Consider the following 23,083-nt stretch of genomic DNA (forward strand, 5'->3'; position numbering starts at 1 on the left):
CAGGATGTGGCGGCATAATAACAAACATATGGGCGCGCGATAGCGCCAGCTGAATTGAGGTTACAAAGCCCTGTGAATGTTGATTTGCACTGCCATAGCACGGCCTCCGATGGCGCCCTGGCGCCTGCGGTTCTGGTGGCGCGGGCGTTCGAGAAAGGCGTGCGAGTCCTGGCCTTGACCGATCACGACACCCTTGAAGGGCTCGACGAGGCGCGGCACGCGGCTGCCGCACTGGGGATGCAACTGGTCAATGGCGTCGAATTGTCCTGCACCTGGGGCGGCGCGACCATTCATGTGCTGGGCTACGGTTTTGACGTGAACGCCGCGCCGCTGGTCGAGGCCATCGCCAGATTGCATGATGGCCGTTGGCTACGCTCCGAGGAAATCAGCCGCAAACTGGCGCTCAAAGGCATGCCGGGGGCGCTGGATGGCGCCCGGGAGATCCAGCAGGCGCTGGGCGACAGCGGTAACGCGCCGGCCCGCCCGCACTTTGCGGACTGGATGGTGCGTGAAGGTTTCGTCAAGGATCGCGCCGAGGCGTTCCGCAAGTGGCTGGGTGCCGGCAAGCTGGGCGACGTCAAGCAACACTGGCCGACCCTGGAAGAAACCGTCGAAACCCTGCGCGCGGCCAAGGCCTGGGTCAGCCTGGCACATCCCTGGCACTACGAATTCACTCGAAGCAAGCGACGTCGCCTGATTGCCGACTATATTCAAGCAGGGGGCCACGCCATCGAAGTGGTCAATGGTTACCAGCCTGCCGAACAAGTGGGCAGCCTGGCCATTCTGGCCCGCGAGTTCGGTCTGCTGGTCAGCGCCGGCAGTGATTTTCATGGCCCCGGAGGCTGGTCGGAGATCGGCGAATACCGGCCGCTCCCGGAGGATCTGCCACCGCTATGGTGTCGATTCAAACATGACCCAGTTATTGCCGCCGTCTGAACAGGTAGAGAATGTGAGTCAATTTTTCCAGATTCATCCGGAAAACCCGCAAGCGCGCCTGATCAAACAGGCGGTCGAAATCATTCGCAAGGGCGGGGTGGTGATATATCCCACAGACTCTTCCTACGCCATTGGTTGCCAGATCGGCGACAAGGTAGCTGTGGAGCGCGTTCGGCGCCTGCGGCAGCTGGATGAAAAGCACAATTTTGCGCTGATCTGCAGCGATTTGTCGCAACTGGGACTGTTTGCCAAGATCGACACCGGCACTTTCCGCATTCTCAAGGCCCATCTTCCGGGGCCTTATACCTTCATTCTCAACGCCACCCGCGAAGTGCCGCGGCTGTTGCTGCACCCGAAGAAACGCACCATCGGCCTGCGTGTGCCGAGCCACCCGATTGCCCTGGCACTGCTGGAGCAGCTCGGCGAACCGTTGATGAGCGTGACCCTGATCATGCCCGGCGATGAAGATCCGTTGACCGACCCGCACGAGATGCGCCAGTTGCTCGAGCACCAGGTCGACCTGATCATCGACGGCGGTTTCGGCGGGATCAAGGCGTCCACCGTGATCAGCCTCGCCGACGGCGAACCGGAAGTCATCCGCGTCGGTTGCGGCGACCCTGCGCCGTTCATGGTCGAGGCCTAGATGTCCGCAGTAGAACCCGTCGACAGTCAGGCCGGAGCCCAACAGGAACTGCCCTTCGCCATGGTCTATGGCCAGGCGGTCATGGAAATGCCGCTGGACCTGTACATCCCGCCGGATGCCCTCGAGGTCTTCCTCGAAGCCTTCGAAGGCCCCCTCGACCTGCTGCTGTACCTGATCCGCAAACAGAACATCAACATCCTCGACATCCCGGTGGCGGAAATCACCCGCCAGTACATGGGCTACGTCGAGTTGATGCAGTCGGTGCGCCTGGAACTGGCCGCCGAGTACCTGGTGATGGCCGCGATGCTGGCCGAGATCAAGTCGCGGATGCTGCTGCCGCGGGCCGAAACCATCGAAGACGAAGAGGACGACCCGCGCGCCGAACTGATCCGCCGCTTGCAGGAATACGAGCGTTTCAAGGCCGCCGCCGAAGGCATCGATGGCTTGAGCCGCGTCGGTCGCGACGTGGTGGTGCCCAAACTGGACGCCCCGGAGGCCCGGGCTCGCAAGTTGTTGCCGGACGTGCGCCTGTCCGAGTTGCTGTTGTCCATGGCCGAAGTGTTGCGCCGTGGTGACATGTTCGAAAGCCATCAGGTCAGCCGCGAGGCGCTGTCTACCCGGGAGCGCATGAGCGATGTGCTGGAGCGCCTCAAGGGCGGCGGTTTCGTGCCGTTTGTCGAGCTGTTCACCGCTGAAGAAGGGCGCCTTGGCGTGGTGGTGACCTTTATGGCGATCCTTGAACTGGTCAAGGAATCCCTGGTCGAGCTGGTGCAGAATGAGCCATTTGCCGCGATCCACGTGCGAGCCCGAGCCGAATAACGAGTCGACACATGAACCTGACTGAACCCCGTGACCTGGCACCCTTGCTTGAAGCCTTTCTGTTGGCCTCGGGAAAGCCGCAATCCCTGGAAAGCCTGTTCGAGCTCTTCGAGGAGGGCGAGCGCCCGGAACCGCCGGTCTTCAAGAAGGCCCTGACGATGCTCGCCAAGTCTTGCGATGGCCGCGCGTTTGAACTCAAGGAGGTGGCCTCGGGGTATCGCCTGCAAATTCGCGAGAAATTTGCGCCGTGGGTCGGGCGTCTGTGGGAGGAGCGTCCGCAGCGTTACTCCCGCGCCATGCTCGAAACCATGGCCCTGATCGCCTATCGCCAGCCGATCACCCGCGGCGAAATCGAAGACGTGCGGGGGGTGGCGGTCAACAGCAACATCGTCAAGACCTTGATGGAGCGCGAGTGGATCCGCATCGTTGGCTACCGCGACGTACCCGGCAAACCGGCGATGTTCGCCACCACCAAGGCGTTCCTCGATCACTTCAACCTGAAAAACCTCGACGATTTGCCACCCTTGGCGGAGCTGCGCGAGCTGGAACCGGACCCGGTGCTCGATTTCGACGACGCCCCCGTACCCGCCGGGTTGCAGGAGTTGGCCGACGCCAGCGCGGAACCGGAAGAACCGAAGGAAGAAACCAGTTTCCACACGCTGTTGCTGGAGCTCGACAGCATGGAGGAGGGGATCAAGACCGATTTCGATGATCTGTTGCGTGATGGCGCGGTGACTGAGTTTGATTCGGAGCAGCCCGACATCGAGCCTGAACCTGAAGTTGCCCGGATCGAGCCTGAGCCGGACATTGAACCGGAGCAGGACGACGACATCCTCGGCGTGGCCGAGGCCCGGGAAAAACTCCTGGCTGCCGTCGCTGCCCTCGAACAACCGAAGCCCGAGCCGGAGCTGTCCGACGAAGAGGCCGAAGCCCGGGCCCTGGCCGAAGCCATCGAGGCCGAGCGCCGCCAATTCGAAGATTGACCGCAGCTTTTACGATCACTAAAGACCCCTGTGGGAGCGGGCTTGCCCGCGAATGCGGTGGGTCAGCCAATAAATATGCCGACTGACACGCCCTCTTCGCGGGCAAGCCCGCTCCCACAGGGGGATGTGTTCACCGCAAGGCTGCGGATCACCGTTCGGCGCAAAAACCAATAACCTGGCCTTGATGAGCTAGTCTGTGATGCGCAAACGCCCGCATGCGCGTATGATTCGCGACCCTTCGGCGATCCCTTCGCCAAAGTACCCAGATTTCAGACCACACCGGGAGGTGCCCAGATGAGTATCAAAGAGCAGCAAGACGACCAGCCAATCGGCCCAGCAGGCGAAAAACTGCAGAAAGTCCTCGCCCGTATCGGCGTCGGCTCGCGCCGTGACGTGGAAGCCTGGATCAGCCACGGCCGCATCAAGGTCAACGGCAAAGACGCCACCCTTGGTCAGCGCGTCGACATGCACGACGCCATCACCATCGATGGCAAGGTGATCAAGCGTGAAGAGGCCGCCGAATCGGTGCGCCGCGTGATCATGTACAACAAACCCGACGGCGAAATCTGCACCCGTGTCGATCCGGAAGGTCGTCCGACCGTGTTTGACAAGATGCCGCGCCCTAAAGAGGGTCGCTGGATCAACATCGGTCGCCTGGACATCAACACCACCGGTCTGCTGATGTTCACCACCGACGGTGAGCTGGCCAACCGCTTGATGCACCCTTCCTACGAAATGGACCGTGAATACGCGGTGCGTGTGCGTGGCGAAGTCGACGACGAGATGATCGAGCGCCTGAAGGCGGGTGTTGTCCTTGAAGATGGCCCGGCCAAGTTCACCGACATCAAGCAGGCGCCAGGCGGTGAAGGTTTCAACCACTGGTACCACTGCGTGGTCATGGAAGGTCGTAACCGCGAAGTTCGTCGCCTGTGGGAATCCCAGGGCCTGGTGGTCAGCCGCCTGAAGCGCGTGCGTTTCGGTCCGGTGTTCCTCAACTCCGACCTGCCGATGGGCCGCTGGCGCGAAATGAGCCAGTACGAAGTCGACATTCTGAGTGCCGAGGTCGGCCTGACACCGGTCGCGATGCCGCAGATGAATGCCAAGAGCAAAGACAAGCTTGACCGTATGCAGCGCAAGTCGTCGCGTCCGATGGCCAAGACCGAGCGTGTGCGTACCCTGCGTCCAGCCGCTGGGGGGGCTGCCGCTCCTGTTGCTCCACGTGCCAGCCGCGAGCCGCAGATCGAAGGCGAGCGTCCAGGGCGCAAGCCTGCTGCGCGCCAGGACGGCGAACGCGGTCCACGTACGCCACGTCCGGCCAATGGCCGTACCGAGCGTGGCGAAGGCCGTGGTACGCCGGTAGCCGATCGCCCGGCCGACACCAAGCGCCCGGCCAAGCCGGCGCCGAAGCGTCCGGGGATCAAGCTGGTCGACGGTGACACGCCATCGGGTAAGCGCCGTGGCGCACCGGCCGGTTCCGGTCAGCGTCCGGGCTTTGGTCGTCGCAAGCCGGAGTGAGGCAGCGGTAAGCTTCAAGCTGCAAGCGACAAGTTAAAAACGCCAACCTTCGGGTTGGCGTTTTTTTTTGCTGGCTTTAAGTCTGTGTCGTTTTTGAGGGCCTCTTCGCGGGCAAGCCCGCTCCCACAGGAGACCGGGTTGTTCTGGAGAAATGCGATCCACTGTGGGAGCGGGCTTGCCCGCGAAGGCGTCAGCGGCAACACCACACTCTCCCGAATGGAAACCCGATGTTACGGCCTGTAAAGAAAACCTGACAAAATTCACCGATTAGCCCCGTGAATTCGCCATTCCCGGGATGCCGTAAGAAAACGCTTACGCATCAACGCCTTCCTTGCGCCTTCCAGCCCTCTGGCCCGCTTGTTTCACCGCTCCATGCAGGGTGTTATGCGCGCCATGCCTGTCGTGCAGGTGCATAACAAAAAGGAGGCGCAATGAACGCCGTATTCCATCTCCATCTCTCTGCGAGAGGCGGTTTTCCTGCCTTTCCCGTCGATGATCCGCAAGGATCTGACCCATTTTTTGCAGCCGCCCGGGCCTCCCGGGGCGGACACAGGCAATCCCGGCCATAGACACGCTTGTCCAGCGGGTCTGGCAGCAGGGGGTTACAGGTGTACAATGCGCCGCGTTTTACCTGTGACCTCCTGCGCATTTGCGCAACCCTCAAGGCTATCCGCCTTGTTCACTCCGCCGCGTCACGAGCGTGTCGGGTTCGATTTCGTCACAGATAAAAACAAACAGGTGACGCATGACCGTTGTAAATACGCTGAACTCCTGGTGCCTGCGCTGGGGTTTGATCGGTGCCGCTTAACGCCTTTCTTGAGCAGCAACGTCTACTGAACATCATCAAACCTTGCGTGAGACCCTTTTCATGAGTGGACAAAACCCGCAATCAGGCGAGCTGAAACGCGGCCTGAAAAATCGCCACATTCAATTGATTGCCTTAGGTGGCGCGATCGGTACCGGTCTGTTCCTCGGCTCGGCCGGGGTACTCAAGTCCGCCGGCCCGTCGATGATCCTCGGCTATGCCATCTGCGGCTTCATTGCTTTCATGATCATGCGCCAACTGGGCGAAATGATCGTCGAAGATCCGGTGGCTGGCTCCTTCAGCCACTTCGCCCACAAGTACTGGGGCGGCTTTGCCGGTTTCCTGTCGGGCTGGAACTGCTGGATTCTGTACATCCTGGTGGGCATGTCGGAGCTGACCGCGGTCGGCAAGTACATCCACTACTGGGCGCCGGACATCCCGACCTGGGTCTCCGCAGCGGGCTTCTTCGTGCTGATCAACGTTATCAACCTGGCCAACGTCAAAGTGTTTGGCGAGGCCGAGTTCTGGTTCGCGATCATCAAGGTCGTGGCGATCGTCGGCATGATTGCCCTGGGCAGCTACCTGCTGGTCAGCGGCAATGGCGGCCCGCAAGCGGCGGTGAGCAACCTGTGGTCCCACGGTGGTTTCTTCCCGAACGGTGTCAGCGGTCTGGTGATGGCCATGGCTTTCATCATGTTTTCCTTCGGTGGCCTGGAAATGCTCGGCTTCACCGCTGCAGAAGCCGACAAGCCGAAAACCGTGATCCCGAAAGCGATCAACCAGGTGATCTACCGGATCCTGATTTTCTACATCGGTGCCCTGGTGATCCTGCTGTCGTTGACCCCGTGGGACAGCTTGCTGACCACCCTGAACGCCTCTGGTGATTCCTACAGCGGCAGCCCGTTCGTGCAAGTGTTCTCGATGCTGGGCAGCAACACCGCGGCGCACATCCTCAATTTCGTGGTCCTGACTGCGGCGTTGTCGGTGTACAACAGCGGCACCTACTGCAACAGCCGCATGCTGCTGGGCATGGCCGAACAGGGCGATGCGCCGAAAAGCCTGGCGAAGATCGACAAACGTGGCGTGCCCGTGCGTTCGATCCTGGCATCGGCCGCCGTGACCCTGATCGCGGTGCTGCTGAACTATCTGATTCCGCACAGCGCGCTGGAACTGCTGATGTCGCTGGTGGTGGCCACCCTGGTGATCAACTGGGCGATGATCAGCTACTCGCACTTCAAGTTCCGCCAGCACATGAACAAAACCAAACAGACGCCGCTGTTCAAGGCCCTGTGGTACCCGTACGGCAACTACATCTGCCTGGCGTTCGTGGTGTTCATTCTCGGTGTGATGCTGTTGATTCCGGGGATCCAGACATCGGTGTATGCGATTCCGGTATGGCTCGTGTTCATGTGGGTCTGCTACGGCATCAAGAACAAGCGCAGTGCACAACATGCGTTGCAGGCGGCAGTGAAGTAACTCCGCGCGAAAACAACAAACCCGGCCATGCGCCGGGTTTGTTGTTTTCAGGCTTCACACAAATCCCCGGTGGGAGCGGGCTTGCTCGCGAATGCGGTGTGTCAGCTAAGTAAATGGTGACTGACACTCCCTCTTCGCGAGCAAGCCCGCTCCCACAAGGACCGCGTCTGCCCAGTCTATTCAAGGTATCCTGCACCCTCTGAATACGGACGCTTTTCCATGCTGGTGATTTCCAACAACGTGCATCTGCCGGATGCCGAGATCGAGTTGACGGCCATTCGCGCCCAGGGCGCGGGCGGGCAGAACGTCAACAAGGTGTCGAGCGCGGTGCACCTGCGTTTCGACATTCCGGCGTCGTCCTTGCCCGAGTTCTACAAGGAGCGGTTGCTGGCGTTGCGCGACAGCCGCATCACCAGCGACGGTGTGTTGATCATCAAGGCCCAGCAGTACCGGACGCAGGAGCAGAACCGCGCCGATGCGCTGTTGCGCCTGACCGAGTTGATCCAGAGCGCCACCAAAGTCGAGAAAAAGCGCCGTCCGACCAAACCAACCCTCGGCTCCAAGACCCGTCGTCTCGAATCCAAGAGCAAGCGCGGCAACATCAAGGCCGGGCGCGGCAAGGTCGACTTCTAGCGGGCTTCCCGCGCCTCGCGTTGCTTCGGTGCCTGCCGGTACAAGTAAAGGCTCAGTATCAATCCGCTCAATGCGGCGAGGGCGGCAAACAGGAAGATCGAAGCGAAACCGAACCCGGCCGCAATGGCCCCGGCCAGCGGCCCGGTGATCCCCAGCGACAAATCGATGAACAGCGAATAGGCGCCGACGGCTGCGCCACGGCTGGAGGCCGGCACCAGATTCACCGCTTCCACGCCCAGCGCCGGGAACACCAGCGAGAAGCCGAAGCCGCTCAGCGCCGCACCCGCCAGTGCCCAGTGCGCATCCGGTGCCAGCCACAGCAGCAATAACCCCAGGGTTTCCACCGACAGGCAGGCAATGGCGACGCGAAAGCCGCCGAGACGGTTGATCAGGTTGCCGAACAGCAGGCGCGCGCCGATGAAGCTGGCGCCGAACAGGCTCAGGCACAGCACCGCGTTGTCCCAGTGTTGCGTGGCGTAATACAGGGTAATGAAGGTGGCGATGGTGCCAAAGCCGATGGAGCCCAGGGCCAGGCCACAGCCGTGGGGGAAGACACGCCCGAGCACATGCATGAACGGCAGGCGCTCACCGGCAACGATCGGCGCGGCGGTTTTCGGCCAGGCCAGCAGCAGGCCGAGCACGGCCAGCAGCACAATGCTCACGCCCATGCTCCATAAACCCAGTTGGTGCACGATAAACACACCCAAGGGCGCGCCGACGGCCAGTGCGCCGTAGCTGGCGATACCGTTCCAGGAAATGACCTTGGCCGTGTTCGCCGCGCCGACCCGGCCGATGCCCCAGCCAATCGAGCCCGAGCCCACCAGGCTTTCCGCGCTGCCGAGAACCAGACGACCGATCAACAGGCTGATCAGGCTCAAGGTCGGGAGGCTCTGGGTCCAGGCCGAGATCAACATGAACACGCCACTCAGGCCGCAACCGGCCAGGCCATACATCACCGCCAGTTTGCTGCCCTTGTTGTCGATGATCTTCCCGGCATAGGGGCGGCTGAGCAGGGTGGCTAGGTATTGCACGCTGATCACCAGGCCCGCGATCACCGCGCCGAAGCCCAGGTCGCTGTGGACGTAGCCGGGCAAAACGGCCAGGGGGATGCCGATGTTCAGGTAGCCGATGAAGGTGAAAAGGACGATGGAAACGACTTGCAGCGTGACCGCCAGGGGGCGCTGGTTTTCAGGCATGGGTAAAGGTCCACGGTAAAGCAGGATAGATAGGCTGCTTATGATAGCGGTGTGGACGGTCGTTGGTTGTGAAAAAGTAAAACTATTTGCCCGGCGGTGTCATTCAGCTTTGACGGGAGCAACCAGTTGCGTAGTGACCAGGGCGGCCAGCGCATTTTCCTGGGTGCCGAAGCGGGTGAGCAAGGCGGCTTGTTTCTCGGGGGAGAGGCGATTCCAGATCTCGATCATTTTCTCGGCGGTGCCAATCAGGACGCTGGCCTGCTTTTGATCAAAGGTTTCGCTGAGTTCATCGGTCATGGACAGGGTTCTCGTTTCAGGCAGTGTGGAAAGCGCATGGTAGCGCTTTCCACACGGTCTGTACGGCGGGTGTTTCAGTCTTCGCTGTCAGCCTGGCGGCGGTCAGTGGCTTCTTTCGGCTCGGGCTGTTGGGCGCCGGCTTGCTGCGTGGTCGTCTGCTCAGGTACGTGCAGGCTTGGGAAGGGGAGATTAGGAATCTCGTGCATGGTTGCGCTCCTCGCTAAGTCTGTTGATAGATCTGGTAGATCCGCGCTTTGAAAAAGCCTGGGCAGGATACAGCACTGAAAATGACAAACGGACTTTTATATCCATTTGTTTCGACGGATGGGATTGTAAAGACAGGTCTAGAGGGGGCAACACACTGCAAATGTGGGAGCGGGCTTGCTCGCGAAAGCGGTGTGTCAGTCGACATTTGCATCGTCTGACACACGGCTTTCGCGAGCAAGCCCGCTCCCACAGGGGGGGTTACTTGCAGACTTTGGCAATCGCCTCGGCCAGCAGATCCAGGCGCGTGGCATCAATCCCCGCCACGTTGGCGCGGCCGGAGTTGACCATGTACACGCTGTGATGATCCCGCAGGTTCTTCACTTGCTCTGGCGACAGGCCTGTGTAGGAAAACATCCCGCGTTGCACGCCAATGTGCGCAAACCGCTCGCGCAAACCGTGAGGCTCCAGTGCTTCCACCAGACCGCTGCGCAGTTGGGCGATACGCAGGCGCATGCCTTCCACTTCGTCAGCCCAGAGATTTTTCAACTCCGGGTCGCCGAGGATGGTCGCGACCACGGCCGCACCGTGATCCGGCGGTGTCGACCACAGGTTGCGGGCGATGTTGGCCAGCTGGCTGCGGATATCGGTGAGCTTGTCGGCGCTTTTCGCACAGACAATCAGCGCGCCGGTGCGGTCGCGGTACAGGCCGAAGTTCTTCGAGCAAGAGCTGGTGATCAGCAGTTCCGGCAACTCGGCGGCGAACAGCCGGGTCGACCAGGCATCCTGCTCCAGGCCATCGCCGAATCCTTGATACGCGAAGTCGATCAGTGGCAGCAGTTCGCGCTTGCGTACTACCTCCAGCACCCGCTGCCAGTCATCCTGGGACAGGTCGAAACCGGTCGGGTTGTGGCAGCAGGCATGCAGCAACACCACGTCACCCTTGGGCGCTTCGTTGAGCACTGCCAGCATGCCATCGACATCCAGTCGGTTGTCGCTGCCGACGTAGGGGTAATGGCTGACCTTGACCTTGGCGGCCGCGAAAATGCTTTCGTGGATCGGCCAGGTCGGGTTGCTCAACCAGACACCGCGCCCCGGCAGGCACTGGGCGATGAAGTCAGCGCTCAGGCGCAAGGCCCCGGTGCCGCCAGGAGTCTGGGTGGCGCCGGCGCGTTGTGCGCTGATCAGCTTCGAATCGGCGCCCAGCACCAGCTCATTGATCGCCTTGCCAAACGCCGGCTCGCCGTGCCCACCGATGTAGGTCTTGGTGGACTGATGGTCCACCAGGCGCTGTTCGGCAAGCTTCACCGACTCGAGAATCGGCGTCAGGCCCTGGGCGTCTTTATAGACACCCACGCCCAAATCGAACTTGCGCGGGTTCGGGTCCTGCGCGTAGGCCTCCATCAGGCCCAGAATCGGGTCGCCAGGCACTCGACCGATGGCGTCGAAGTGCATTACTTGCGCCCCTCGGCGTCCTTCGCTACTTCGTCAGTGCGCGCGGCCATGATGAAGTCGTTGCGGTGCAGGCCCTTGATCGAGTGGCTCCACCAGGTCACGGTCACTTTGCCCCACTCGGTCAGCAGGCCCGGGTGATGGCCTTCAGCCTCGGAGATTTCACCGACGGCGTTGGTGAAGGCCAGTGCATGTTTGAAGTTCTTGAACAGGAAGACCTTTTCCAGCTGCATGATGCTGTCACGTACTTCGATGTTCCAGTCCGGGATCTGCTTGATCAGGATCGGCAGTTCTTCGTCGCTGACTTGTGGGGCGTCGGCGCGGCAGGCTTCGCAATGGGCTTGGTTCAAGGTGGACATGGTGTGTTTCCTGTAATCGAGTGTTTTTATATCGGTCGACAGTGCCGTCACGCTAAACCAAAGCGACGGTGACTGACAGACTCACTTGTCAGCAAAAGTCGCGGTTCACGCGGCCTTTGGGGGAAATTTCGGTGTGTGCAGACCCATCTGCATCGCTTGCTTGACCATACCCATGATGTCTTCGTGGGCCAGGTCGAACAGGCGCTTGAGGTTCGGCAGAACGAAATACAGGGGTTGCAGGATGTCGATGCGATAAGGCGTGCGCATGCATTCCAGCGGGTCGAAGGCTTGGTGTTCAGGCTCGTTCGACAGGCTGTAGACGGTCTCTTTCGGTGAGGACAGGATGCCGCCGCCGTAGATGCGCTGGCCTTGCGGGGTGTCGAGCAGGCCGAACTCGATGGTCATCCAGTACAGGCGCGCCAGGTACACGCGTTCTTCCTTGGACGCCTTGAGGCCGAGCTTGCCGTAGGTGTGGGTGAATTCAGCGAACCAGGGGTTGGTCAGCAGCGGGCAGTGACCGAAGATCTCGTGGAAAATGTCCGGCTCCTGCAAGTAATCAAGCTCTTCGCGGGTACGAATGAAGGTCGCCACCGGAAACTGCTTGCTGGCCAGCAATTCGAAAAAGGTCTGGAAGGGAATCAGTGCGGGAACCCGGGCAACCTGCCAGCCGGTGGTTTCACCGAGGACCTTGTTGATTTCGCCGAGTTGAGGAATGCGGTCGTGGGGCAGACCGAGTTTTTCGATACCGTCCAGGTACTCCTGGCACGCACGCCCTTCGATCACTTTCAGTTGGCGAGTGATCAGCGTGTTCCACACCGCGTGTTCTTCGGCGGGGTAGTCGATAAAACCTTGCGCATCGGGCTCGCGAGCCACGTATTGCGTCTGCTTCATACTGCTCTCCTGCTAGGGGATTTCGTTCTTGTTATGTACTGCTATGGACCTAGAAATACCCCAAGGATTGCACTGTTGCAGCAGGTGATCGGCGTCACGCGTAGGAAAATCCATCGATATTCGTAAAGTTTTCGTTACGAAGTGGTCGTGGCCGCGCAGATATTGAGATTTCTCGGTTTGAAAAACGCTTTGCCTGTCACATAATCTTGACGACTATCTGAGCGCCTCGAAAGAAAAATGCGATCGAGCGCGCACCGCAATACCCCTGTGGGAGCGGGCTTGCTCGCGAAAGCGGTCTGTCTGATACATCAATGTTGGCTATGCCGACGCCTTCGCGAGCAAGCCCGCTCCCACAGGTTGCGCGCCAGGCGTCACAACCTCAATCACTGCTTTTTCAGGCCTTTTTCATGCGTATCAAAGTCCACTGCCAGAACCGCATCGGCATCCTGCGCGACATTCTCAACCTGCTGGTGGAGTACGGGATCAACGTGGCCCGCGGCGAGGTGGGCGGTGAGCATGGCAACGCCATCTACCTGCATTGCCCGAACCTGATCAACATTCAGTTCCAGGCCTTGCGTCCGAAATTCGAAGCGATTGCCGGGGTCTTCGGTGTCAAGCGTGTAGGGCTGATGCCCAGCGAGCGTCGGCACATGGAGCTCAATGCCCTGCTCGGAGCGCTGGAGTTTCCGGTGCTGTCGATCGACATGGGCGGTTCCATCGTCGCGGCCAACCGGGCAGCGGCGCAGTTGCTGGGTGTACGGGTCGACGAGGTGCCGGGTATTCCCCTGTCGCGCTACGCCGAAGACTTCGATTTGCCGGAACTGGTGCGCGCCAACAAATCGCGAATCAACGGGCTGCGGGTCAAGGTCAAGGGTGACGTGTTCCTGGCCGACATCGCGCCGTTGCAGTCGGAGCACGACGACAGCGAGGCCATGGCCGGTGCCGTGCTGACGCTGCACCGCGCCGACCGGGTGGGAGAGCGCATCTATAACGTGCGCAAGCAGGAATTGCGTGGCTTCGACAGCATCTTCCAGAGCTCGAAAGTGATGGCCGCGGTGGTGCGCGAAGCACGGCGCATGGCACCGCTGGATGCGCCGCTATTGATAGAAGGCGAAACCGGTACCGGCAAAGAGTTGCTGGCGCGGGCCTGCCACCTGGCCAGTCCGCGCGGGCAGTCGCCGTTGATGGCGCTCAATTGTGCCGGGCTGCCGGAGTCCATGGCCGAGACGGAATTGTTCGGTTATGGCCCCGGTGCCTTTGAAGGGGCGCGGGCCGAAGGCAAGCTCGGGCTGTTGGAACTGACGGCGGGCGGTACGCTGTTTCTCGATGGCGTTGGGGAAATGAGCCCGCGCTTGCAGGTGAAATTGCTGCGCTTTTTGCAGGACGGCTGCTTCCGTCGTGTCGGCAGCGACGAGGAGGTTTACCTCGACGTGCGAGTGATCTGCGCGACCCAGGTCGACCTGTCCGAATTGTGCGCGCGCGGCGAATTCCGCCAGGACCTCTATCACCGCTTGAACGTGTTGTCGCTGCACATCCCGCCGCTGCGCGAATGCCTCGACGGTTTGACGCCGCTGGTGGAGCACTTCCTTGATCAGGCCAGTCGGCAGATCGGTTGCCCGTTGCCCAAGCTCGCCCCGGCGGCCATGGAGCGGCTCAGCCACTACCATTGGCCGGGCAACGTGCGGCAACTGGAGAACGTGCTGTTCCAGGCGGTTTCCCTGTGCGACGGCGGCATGGTCAAGGCCGAGCATATTCGCCTGCCGGATTATGGCGTGCGTCAGCCCCTTGGCGATTTTTCGCTGGAGGGTGGGCTGGACGAGATTGTCGGGCGTTTCGAAAAGGCGGTGCTGGAACGGTTGTATTCCGAGCATCCGAGCAGTCGGCAGCTGGGTAAGCGGTTGGGGGTTTCGCATACCACCATTGCCAACAAGTTGCGTGAGTATGAGGTGGGCAAGAACGAGTCCTGACTCAAGCTTGCTGTGTTTGTGCCGGCCTCTTCGCGAGCAAGCCCGCTCCCACAGGTTTTGTGAACGCCGCAGATCACTGTGGGAGCGGGCTTGCCCGCGAAGGCGACAGATCAGTCACTCAAGAGGCCGGCACTTGCCACCCACCGGCATGACACCGCCGGTTTTTCGTCTTTGACACAAATCACCAATCCCCTTTGATCTCCTCAAGTCCCCTGTTTGCCGGGCCTCGCGCCGCCAAAAACAAGTTGGTCTGCAAATTGCTTATGGCTCAGCAACACAGCAGTGGGCGGCAAACGTCCGGCAGGCAGAGGAAAGAGTGTGGACAAGTACCTTTATGTGGCAATGACCGGCGCCAGCCAGAATGCACTGGCGCAAAAGGCGCATGCCAACAACCTCGCGAACATCTCCACCAACGGCTTCCAGAAAGACCTGGAGCAGGCCCGTTCGATGCCGGTGTTCGGTGACAGCTTTCCGGCGCGTGCGTTTGCCATGTCCGAACGCCCGGCCACGGATTTCTCCCCGGGTTCACTGGTGGAAACCGGCCGGGACCTGGACGTTGCCGTGCAGGGCGGCGGCTGGATTGCCGTACAGAATCCCGATGGTGGTGAAAGCTACGTGCGCACCGGCAGCCTGAATGTTGACGCCCTGGGCGTTCTGCGTGCCGGCAACGGTATGCCGGTCATGGGCAATGGCGGGCCGATTGCCGTGCCGCCGGAGCAGCAGATCGAAGTCGGCGAGGACGGCACCATCAGCATCCGCGCGATGGGCGAAGGTCCCCGGGTGATGGCTGAAGTGGACCGCATCAAACTGGTCAACCCGGACCTGAAGAACATGACCAAGGGCCTGGATGGTTCGATCCACACCAAGGACGGCCAGCCGGCGCAGGCCGATGCCGGCGTCAAGCTGGTGTCCGGGTTCCTCGAGTCGAGCAACGTCAATGCCGTGGAAGAGATGACCTCGGTACTGGCCTTGTCCAAGCAGTTCGAGCTGCACATCAAGATGATGAACACCGCCAAAGACGATGACCAGGCCATGGCTCGGGTCTTGCAGATCAGCTAATTACCAGAACGTCGCGCCGTAAAACAGGCGCACGAGGAGAATCGAATGCTTCCGGCTCTATGGGTTGCCAAAACAGGCCTGTCCGCCCAGGACACCAACCTGACCACCATTTCCAACAACCTGGCGAACGTGTCGACCACGGGTTTCAAACGTGACCGCGCCGAGTTCCAGGACCTGCTCTACCAGATCAAGCGTCAGCCAGGCGCCCAGTCGACCCAGGACAGCGAACTGCCGTCGGGTCTGCAACTGGGTACCGGTGTGCGCATCGTCGGCACCCAGAAGAACTTCACCGCCGGCAGCCTGCAAACCACCGAGCAGCCACTGGACATGGCCATCGACGGTCGCGGTTTCTTCCAGATCCTGCAACCGGACGGCACCACGTCCTACACCCGTGACGGCACCTTCCACCTGGACTCCAACGGCCAGATCGTCAACGCCAGCGGCTTTGCCCTGGAGCCGGCGATTGTCATTCCGAACGATGCGCAGACCTTCACTGTCGGCCGCGACGGCACCGTGTCCATCACCGTTGCCGGCAACCCGGCTGCCCAGGTGATCGGCAACCTGCAGACCGCCGACTTCATCAACCCGGCCGGCCTGCAGGCAGTGGGCAACAACCTGTTCCTGGAAACCGCCGCCAGTGGTGCGCCGCAAGTCGGCACACCGGGCCTGAACGGTTTCGGCACCACGCTGCAGAACACCCTGGAAACGTCCAACGTCAGCACCGTTGAGGAGATGGTCAACATGATCACCACCCAGCGCGCCTACGAGATGAACTCCAAGGTGATCTCCACCGCCGACCAGATGCTCTCGTTCGTAACGCAGAACCTGTAATCAAGTCTATGTGGCGGCCTTGAGGCTGCCTGCAACACCGTGAGGTAGGGTCATGAATCGCTATGTATCTGTTCTGGCACTGAGTGGGATCGCCGCGCTCGCAGGTTGCGTGCCTGCGACGCCCAAACCCAATGACCCTTACTACGCCCCGGTGTTGCCGCGCACGCCGTTGCCGGCGGCCGCCAACAACGGCTCGATCTATCAGGCCGGTTTCGAACAGAACCTCTACAGCGACCGCAAGGCGTTCCGGGTTGGTGACGTCATCACCATCACCCTGAACGAAAGGACCCAGGCCAGCAAAAACGCCAACTCGCAAATTGGCAAGAACAGCAAGGCCAACATCGGCCTGAGTTCGCTGTTCGGCAGCAGCGCCACCACCAACAACCCGTTCGGCGATGGCGACCTGAGCCTGAGTGCCAGCTACGAAGGTGACCGCGCGACCAAGGGCGACAGCAAGGCGGCGCAGGGCAATACCCTGACCGGCTCGATCACCGTGACCGTTGCCGATGTGTTGCCCAACGGCATCATCGCGGTGCGCGGCGAGAAATGGATGACGCTTAACACCGGCGATGAGCTGGTGCGGATCGCCGGCCTGGTTCGCGCCGATGACATCTCGACCGATAACACCGTGTCGTCGACCCGTGTCGCCGATGCGCGCATCACCTACTCGGGTACCGGTTCGTTTGCCGATGCGAGTCAGCCAGGCTGGTTCGACCGTTTCTTCCTCAGCCCGCTGTTCCCTTTCTAGGTGGCTTTCCAGTTGAGCATGTTGAACTTCAAACACCTTATGGTGGCCGCCCTGATGCTGTCGGCAGCCTTCAATGCTCAAGCCGAGCGCCTCAAGGACATCGCCAGCATTTCCGGCGTGCGTTCCAACCAGTTGATCGGCTACGGCCTGGTGGTCGGACTTAACGGCACCGGCGACCAGACGACGCAGACCCCGTTCACCCTGCAGACCTTCAACAACATGCTCTCGCAGTTCGGCATCAAGGTGCCGCCGGGTTCGGGCAACGTGCAGCTGAAGAACGTGGCGGCCGTGTCGATCAGCGCCGACCTGCCGGCGTTCGCCAAGCCGGGTCAGCAGGTCGACATCACTGTTTCGTCCATCGGCAACTCCAAGAGCTTGCGCGGCGGCACTTTGCTGCTGACGCCACTCAAGGGGATCGACGGCAACGTCTATGCGGTGGCCCAGGGCAACCTGGTGGTCGGCGGTTTCGATGCGGAAGGGCGCGACGGCTCGAAGATCACCGTCAACGTTCCGTCGGCCGGGCGCATCCCCGGTGGTGCATCGGTGGAGCGCGCGGTGCCGAGCGGTTTCAACCAGGGCAACAGCCTGACGCTGAACCTCAACCGTTCCGACTTCACGACGGCCAAGCGCATCGTCGACAAGATCAACAACATGCTCGGCCCCGGCGTGGCCCAGGCCATCGACGGCGGTTCGATTCGCGTCACCGCGCCGCTCGATCCAAGCCAGCGGGTCGACTACCTGTCGATCCTGGAAAACCTCGAGATCGATCCGGGCCAGGCGGTGGCGAAAGTCATCATCAACTCCCGTACCGGCACCATAGTGATCGGCCAGAACGTCAAGGTTTCTCCGGCCGCCGTGACCCACGGCAGCCTGACCGTGACCATCACCGAAGACCCGATCGTCAGTCAGCCCGGCCCTCTGTCCAACGGCACGACGGCGGTGGTGCCGCGTTCGAAGGTCAATGCCCAGCAGGAAGCCAAGCCGATGTTCAAGTTCGGCCCTGGCACCACCCTCGACGAGATCGTGCGGGCAGTGAATCAGGTCGGCGCGGCACCGGGTGACCTGATGGCCATCCTCGAAGCGCTGAAGCAGGCCGGCGCCCTGCAAGCCGACCTGATCGTGATCTGAGGACGGCCATCGTGGATATGCGCAAGAGCGGTCTGGTCAGCAGCAGCGATTCGGGTTCCTACTCGGACCTCAATCGTCTGAATCAGCTCAAGGTCGGCGACAAGAACAGCGACGGCAACCTGCGCAAGGTGGCGCAGGAGTTCGAGTCGCTGTTTCTCGGGGAAATGCTCAAGTCCATGCGTTCGGCCACTGACGCGTTGGGCCAGGACAATCCGATGAACACCCCGGCAGCCAAGCAATATCAGGAAATGTACGACCAGCAACTGGCCGTTTCCATGTCCCGCGAGGGCGGTGGTATCGGCCTGGCTGACGTGCTGATGCGCCAGATGTCGAAGAATAAACCGCTGGCGCCGGGTGAGGCCGCCGCCGCGTCTCTGGCCAGGCAAGAGACCGCGAAAGCCGCCGTGCAAACGCCGGTGGCGGCCGGCACAACGGCAATCAACGGACCGCTGTCGCGGGTCAATGGCCAGCGTCCATTGTGGGCTTCGCGCTCGGTCCATGCGCCGCAAGAGGCGGGTGAGGGTGGTCATCGCAATGACATGGCGCTGATCAATCAGCGACGCCTGGCATTGCCGCCGAAGCTGGCTGATCGTCTGTTGGCCGGGCTGGTGCCTTCGGCGACGCCCGCTGCCACGACGATCAACAAGACCCCGTTGCCTGAGCGCGCGACAAGCACCGGTACGGGACCGCTGTACAACGGTGACTGGCTGGCGACTGCGCAGCAATCCTCCTCGGGCGGCATGCAGATCTACGGTCGCGCCATGGCGCAGATTCCTCTGGCGCCAGCGAAGAAAGCCTTCGGTTCCGCCGACCAGTTCGTCAACACCATGTTGCCGATGGCCAGGGAAGCAGCGGCCCGCATTGGTGTCGATCCGCGTTACCTGGTGGCCCAGGCGGCCCTGGAAACCGGCTGGGGCAAGTCGGTCATGCGTGCTCAGGACGGCAGCAGCAGTCACAACCTGTTCGGCATCAAGGCCGGCAACAGTTGGCAGGGCAATTCGGCGCGAGCGATCACCAGCGAATTCCGAAACGGGCAGATGGTCAAGGAGACGGCCGAGTTCCGTTCCTACGACTCCTACAAGGACAGTTTCCATGACCTTGTGACTTTGCTGCAGACCAATAATCGCTATCAAGATGTCGTGAAGTCGGCCGATAACCCGGAACAGTTTGTACGCGAGTTGCAGAAGGCCGGTTACGCAACCGACCCGAACTACGCGAGCAAGATTTCGCAGATAGCCAAGCAGATGACGAGTTACCAGAACTACGCTGCGGCGGGCGTTTCCACTACGCCTTTATAGGCACAAGGTATAAGGTCTGAAACATGAGTTTGCTCAATATCGGGATGTCGGGGCTGAACGCCAGTCAAGTGTCGTTGGCGACTGTCGGCAACAACATTGCCAACGCCAACACGGCCGGCTACTCACGTCAGCAAACCATTCAGGGCAGTAATTCCTCGCACCTGAGCGGTGGCGTGTTTATCGGTAGCGGTACGACCCTGGCCGATGTGCGTCGGGTCTATAACGCTTATCTCGATAACCAACTGCAAACCAGCACCTCGCTGAGCAACGATGCCAATGCCTACCTTGATCAGGTGAATCCGCTCGACAAGCTCTTCTCCGACAAGACCACGGGGATCAGTGCGGTGTTGAGCAGCTTCTTCTCCTCGGTCCAGACATCCGCCGGTACACCGAGCGACACGGCCGCCCGGCAACTGCTGCTGACCAATGCGCAAACACTGAGTAATCGCTTCAACGCCCTGGCGTCGCAGATGACGCAACAGAACGAAGGGATCAACAGTCAGTTGACGACCTTGACCGGGCAGGTCAACCAACTGACGTCTTCGATTGCCTCGTTGAACCAGCAGATTTCCCAGGCCAGCACCTCGACAGGTAGTGGCCCGAGCAACTTGCTCGATGCGCGAAATGAAGCGGTTCGCTCACTCAATGAACTGGTCGGCGTCACGGTCCAGGAGCAAAACGGTAGTTACAACATCTCCCTGGGGAACGGCCAGACCCTGGTGTTGGGCAACACATCGAACACCCTTTCGACCGCCCGAACCGGGATCGACAAAAGCCAGCTGAATATTCAGGTCAACTCGCCGTCTTCAAACAGTGACATCACCTCTGTCATCAGCGGCGGCAAGATTGGCGGCCTGCTGCGTTATCGCGAAGACGTATTGGTGCCAGCGCAGAACGACCTGGGCCGCACAGCCCTGGTGATGGCCGACAAGATCAATAGTCAGTTGGGGCAAGGGCTGGATGCCAATGGCGAGTTTGGTGCTTCACTGTTTTCCAACATCAACAGTGCGACCGCGATCAGCCAGCGCAGCCTGGCGTCGTCGAACAACAGTACCGGCTCGGGCAATCTGAATGTCACGATCACCAATTCCAGTGCGCTGACTACCTTCGATTATTCGGTCACCTTTACCGCTGCCGACAAGTACACAGTCAAGCGTTCCGACGGCAAGGATATGGGCGCTTTCGACCTGTCGCCGGCAGCCGAAATCGATGGTTTCAAGCTTGATCTGAATGGCGGCGCCCTCCAGGCCGGCGACACGTTCAAGGTGACGCCGACCCGCAACGCCGCGAGTTCCATCACCACCCAGATGACCGACTCGAACAAGCTCGCGTTTGCCGGCCCGCTGGTTGCGACCGGCAGCACGAGCAATGGCGGAACCGGTGCATTGACCCCTCCGGCGCTGTCCACTCCGTTGGATATCTATGGCGGTGCCGATCTGGCCACCCTGCAGGCGGGCATCAAGGATTCCACGCCGGTGACGCTGGCCTTCAAGGAGGCGGCGGGCGGCAGTCAAGCCTATGAAGTATTCAACTCGAAAGGGCAGAGCATCGGCACGGGCACCATCGTCCCCGGCCAAAGCAATGTCCTGACCATCAATGTGCCGATGCTCGACGCCTCAGGCGCGCCGATCCCGGGCAAGTCGTTTTCTTTCAACACGACGGTCAGTGGCTCGCCGTCGAAGAATGACAAGTACGAAGTCGCGTTCAACGTCGACGGCAAGAAGGACAACAGCAACGCCAACCAACTGTTGGCGCTGCAAACCAAGGCGACGGTGGGTGTGACGGGCGGCAACGCCGGGATGAGCCTGACCACCTCCTACAGCCGTCTGGTCGAACAGGTGGGCGCCAAGGCCAGCCAGGCCCTGGGTGACAGCACCGCCAGTGGCGCGATTCTGTCCCGGGCCAAATCCGAAGTCGCGTCGGTGTCCCAGGTCAACCTGGACGATGAAGCCGCCGACCTGGTCAAGTTTCAGCAGTACTACACCGCGTCGTCGCAGATTATCAAGGCCGCGCAAGAAACGTTCAGCACGCTGATCAACAGTCTTTAAGGGAGTCTTCGACGATGCGAATTTCTACAGCCCAGTACTTTGAGACGAGTGCGGCCAAGTACCAGAACAACTTCTCCTCGATTGTGAAGACTCAGGAGCAGATCACTTCGGGCGTGCGTATTCAAAGTGCCGGTGATGATCCTGTGGGTGCTGCGCAGTTGCTGATGTTGCAGCAGCAGAAAGACCTGCTGGGGCAGTACAGCACTAATATGGGCAGTATCAAGAGTTCGCTGACGAACCAGGAAAGCGTGCTGGACAGCGTCAACACTGCGTTGCAGCGTGCTCGTGAGTTGGCGCTTCAGGCAGGTAATGGTGGTATCAGTGATGCCGATCGAAAATCCATCGGCAGCGAGATTGGCGAGATTGAAGCGCAAGTCCTGGGTTTGCTCAACAGTAAGGACTCGTCGGGCAACTACATGTTTGCAGGCTCGAAAACCTCTATACCGCCCTATGTGCGTAACAACGACGGCACCTATTCCTATCAGGGTGACGACACGCAATTGAGCCTGCAGGTGTCGGACACCTTGTCTATGGCCACCAACGATACCGGTAAAAGCATACTTGAGTCGGCGGTGAACTCGGGTCGCACCCAGGCGGTCCTCGATCCGTCGAAACCCAACGACGGTACCGTTTCCGTGTCTGCTGGCCTGGTGCAGTCGAATGCGGCCTACGTCAAGAAGTTCGCCGCGGGCGAGCCCTACGAACTGAAGTTTGTAGATAGCACCCATTACACCATCGCGGACAAGGACGGTAACGATGTCACCAGCGAGGTGTCTGGCAATGGCACCTTCGATTCGACTAAAGAGGGTGGGGCGACCATCAGCCTGCGAGGGGTGGAGTTCGACATCTCGTTGCGCCTCAAGGCTCCTGTGGATCCCGCTACCACGCTGCCAATGACCCCTGATGAAGAGGTCAAGGATCACATCTTTTCGCTGGGCACCAAGCCTGACAGCTTCAATGCATCCCGCTCACCGGGCAACGATTCGACGGCTCAGATCACCGGGTCTGGCGTCACTACCCAGGCCGACTACGTCAACGGGTTTCCCAACAGCGGGGTGGTGATCAAGTTCACCGATGCCAGCAATTATCAGGTCTATGCCCAGCCAATGGGCGCAGACAGCAAGGCAATCGGTGGGGGCGCAATGGCGGGTGGCTCGATCACGTTCGCAGGCGTGAAGCTTGATTTTACCGGTGCCCCGCAAGCGGACGATCAGTTCGTGGTGGGGGCCAGCAGCCACCAAACGCAAAGCGCCCTGGACACTTTGAGTCAGCTACGCCAGGCTTTGGAAACGCCAGCCGATGGCAATGATCTGGCACAGATCAAGCTCAAGGACTCGGTGAATTCGGCGATCAGTAACCTTTCCAATGCCAGTGAGCAGGTCGATATCGTTCGCGGGACAATCGGTGCGCGATTGAACGCCATTGATATCCAGAGCGCCGAAAACGTCAGCATGGGCCTGGCTAACACCAGTACTCAGTCGGCTATTGGTGATACGGATGTCGCAACGGCATCGATCGACCTGGCGTTCCAGCAATCGCTGTTGCAGGCCTCGCAACTGGCGTTTGTGAAAATTGCCCAGCTGAGCCTGTTCAACAAGCTTTGATCCCCTTCGATTGCCGGCATCCATGGTGCCGGCAGCGCCTCGCCTGTCCGTATTTTGCTTTTCGACTCACTCACTGGTGTATTTTTCGTCATCCTCCAGGCGGATGATCGCTTGTTTGTGGCTGGATGTTTTGCGCAAGGCACGCATAATGCGTGACCTGCGAGTCATGAAGTGCATCTTCACTGTATTGT

The 23,083-nt window shown here is 60.6% G+C and carries 21 protein-coding genes; 15 read left to right on the forward strand and 6 right to left on the reverse strand.

What is annotated here, in order from left to right; genetic code table 11:
* Positions 1 to 72: 72 nt before the first annotated feature.
* The 7 genes from BSF40_RS01315 (at position 73) to arfB (ending at position 7,810) form a co-directional block, all read left to right on the forward strand.
* On the forward strand, positions 73 to 936 hold the full coding sequence (locus BSF40_RS01315) for a PHP domain-containing protein (protein ID WP_015096293.1): 864 nt from the start codon (positions 73 to 75) through the stop codon (positions 934 to 936).
* 13 nt (positions 937 to 949) lie between these two features.
* On the forward strand, positions 950 to 1,579 hold the full coding sequence (locus tag BSF40_RS01320) for an L-threonylcarbamoyladenylate synthase (protein ID WP_041475076.1): 630 nt from the start codon (positions 950 to 952) through the stop codon (positions 1,577 to 1,579).
* Positions 1,580 to 1,639: 60 nt separating this feature from the next.
* Complete coding sequence (locus tag BSF40_RS01325) at positions 1,640 to 2,398, forward strand: ScpA family protein (RefSeq protein ID WP_172435665.1); 759 nt, start codon at positions 1,640 to 1,642, stop codon at positions 2,396 to 2,398.
* Positions 2,399 to 2,409: 11 nt separating this feature from the next.
* Positions 2,410 to 3,381 (forward strand): SMC-Scp complex subunit ScpB, encoded by a 972-nt coding sequence (gene scpB, locus BSF40_RS01330; protein WP_095963824.1) that lies wholly within the window; start codon positions 2,410 to 2,412, stop codon positions 3,379 to 3,381.
* A 294-nt stretch (positions 3,382 to 3,675) separates the two neighbouring features.
* Positions 3,676 to 4,896, forward strand: a complete 1,221-nt coding sequence (rluB, locus tag BSF40_RS01335; protein ID WP_095963825.1) for a 23S rRNA pseudouridine(2605) synthase RluB — start codon at positions 3,676 to 3,678, stop codon at positions 4,894 to 4,896.
* Positions 4,897 to 5,764: 868 nt separating this feature from the next.
* Positions 5,765 to 7,177: an amino acid permease gene (locus tag BSF40_RS01345; protein WP_095963827.1), complete on the forward strand. Its 1,413-nt coding sequence runs from the start codon at positions 5,765 to 5,767 to the stop codon at positions 7,175 to 7,177.
* Positions 7,178 to 7,396: 219 nt separating this feature from the next.
* A complete protein-coding gene (arfB, locus tag BSF40_RS01350; RefSeq protein WP_007984117.1) occupies positions 7,397 to 7,810 on the forward strand; it encodes an alternative ribosome rescue aminoacyl-tRNA hydrolase ArfB in 414 nt (137 codons plus the stop codon).
* Here the strand turns inward: arfB and BSF40_RS01355 are convergent.
* The 6 genes from BSF40_RS01355 to phhA form a co-directional block, all read right to left on the reverse strand.
* On the reverse strand, positions 7,807 to 9,006 hold the full coding sequence (locus BSF40_RS01355; RefSeq protein WP_095963828.1) for an MFS transporter: 1,200 nt from the start codon (positions 9,004 to 9,006) through the stop codon (positions 7,807 to 7,809). The two genes, arfB and BSF40_RS01355, sit on opposite strands and share 4 nt — an antisense overlap.
* Before the next feature lie 99 nt (positions 9,007 to 9,105).
* Positions 9,106 to 9,303, reverse strand: coding sequence for a hypothetical protein (locus tag BSF40_RS01360; RefSeq protein WP_095963829.1), 198 nt, complete (start codon positions 9,301 to 9,303; stop codon positions 9,106 to 9,108).
* Positions 9,304 to 9,377: 74 nt separating this feature from the next.
* Complete coding sequence (locus BSF40_RS32905; RefSeq protein WP_015096286.1) at positions 9,378 to 9,509, reverse strand: hypothetical protein; 132 nt, start codon at positions 9,507 to 9,509, stop codon at positions 9,378 to 9,380.
* A gap of 259 nt (positions 9,510 to 9,768) precedes the next feature.
* The gene (locus BSF40_RS01365) at positions 9,769 to 10,962 is read right to left on the reverse strand and encodes an amino acid aminotransferase (protein ID WP_095963830.1); all 1,194 of its coding nucleotides are present in this window, start codon (positions 10,960 to 10,962) and stop codon (positions 9,769 to 9,771) included.
* A complete protein-coding gene (locus BSF40_RS01370; protein ID WP_007975310.1) occupies positions 10,962 to 11,318 on the reverse strand; it encodes a 4a-hydroxytetrahydrobiopterin dehydratase in 357 nt (118 codons plus the stop codon). Before BSF40_RS01370 ends, BSF40_RS01365 begins: the two co-directional genes overlap by 1 nt.
* Before the next feature lie 105 nt (positions 11,319 to 11,423).
* Complete coding sequence (gene phhA, locus BSF40_RS01375) at positions 11,424 to 12,209, reverse strand: phenylalanine 4-monooxygenase (RefSeq protein WP_095963831.1); 786 nt, start codon at positions 12,207 to 12,209, stop codon at positions 11,424 to 11,426.
* Between the two features lie 407 nt (positions 12,210 to 12,616).
* Here phhA and BSF40_RS01380 point away from each other — a divergent pair, with 407 nt between their 5' ends.
* From BSF40_RS01380 to BSF40_RS01415, 8 genes are all read left to right on the forward strand, one after another.
* On the forward strand, positions 12,617 to 14,176 hold the full coding sequence (locus BSF40_RS01380; RefSeq protein ID WP_095963832.1) for a sigma-54-dependent transcriptional regulator: 1,560 nt from the start codon (positions 12,617 to 12,619) through the stop codon (positions 14,174 to 14,176).
* 318 nt (positions 14,177 to 14,494) lie between these two features.
* A complete protein-coding gene (locus tag BSF40_RS01385; RefSeq protein ID WP_007975314.1) occupies positions 14,495 to 15,235 on the forward strand; it encodes a flagellar basal body rod protein FlgF in 741 nt (246 codons plus the stop codon).
* Between the two features lie 45 nt (positions 15,236 to 15,280).
* The gene (gene flgG / locus BSF40_RS01390) at positions 15,281 to 16,066 is read left to right on the forward strand and encodes a flagellar basal-body rod protein FlgG (RefSeq protein ID WP_007975316.1); all 786 of its coding nucleotides are present in this window, start codon (positions 15,281 to 15,283) and stop codon (positions 16,064 to 16,066) included.
* A gap of 52 nt (positions 16,067 to 16,118) precedes the next feature.
* A complete protein-coding gene (gene flgH, locus BSF40_RS01395) occupies positions 16,119 to 16,814 on the forward strand; it encodes a flagellar basal body L-ring protein FlgH (protein ID WP_015096281.1) in 696 nt (231 codons plus the stop codon).
* An 18-nt stretch (positions 16,815 to 16,832) separates the two neighbouring features.
* Positions 16,833 to 17,942, forward strand: coding sequence for a flagellar basal body P-ring protein FlgI (locus BSF40_RS01400; protein WP_095963833.1), 1,110 nt, complete (start codon positions 16,833 to 16,835; stop codon positions 17,940 to 17,942).
* Between the two features lie 11 nt (positions 17,943 to 17,953).
* Complete coding sequence (gene flgJ, locus BSF40_RS01405) at positions 17,954 to 19,240, forward strand: flagellar assembly peptidoglycan hydrolase FlgJ (protein ID WP_095963834.1); 1,287 nt, start codon at positions 17,954 to 17,956, stop codon at positions 19,238 to 19,240.
* A 23-nt stretch (positions 19,241 to 19,263) separates the two neighbouring features.
* A complete protein-coding gene (flgK, locus tag BSF40_RS01410) occupies positions 19,264 to 21,288 on the forward strand; it encodes a flagellar hook-associated protein FlgK (protein ID WP_095963835.1) in 2,025 nt (674 codons plus the stop codon).
* Between the two features lie 14 nt (positions 21,289 to 21,302).
* Positions 21,303 to 22,892: a flagellar hook-associated protein 3 gene (locus BSF40_RS01415; RefSeq protein ID WP_095963836.1), complete on the forward strand. Its 1,590-nt coding sequence runs from the start codon at positions 21,303 to 21,305 to the stop codon at positions 22,890 to 22,892.
* Positions 22,893 to 23,083 lie beyond the last annotated feature (191 nt).

Origin of the sequence: Pseudomonas sp. ACN5 (genome assembly GCF_002303975.1) — a bacterium.
GTDB classification, from domain to species: Bacteria; Pseudomonadota; Gammaproteobacteria; order Pseudomonadales; family Pseudomonadaceae; genus Aquipseudomonas; species Aquipseudomonas laurylsulfatiphila.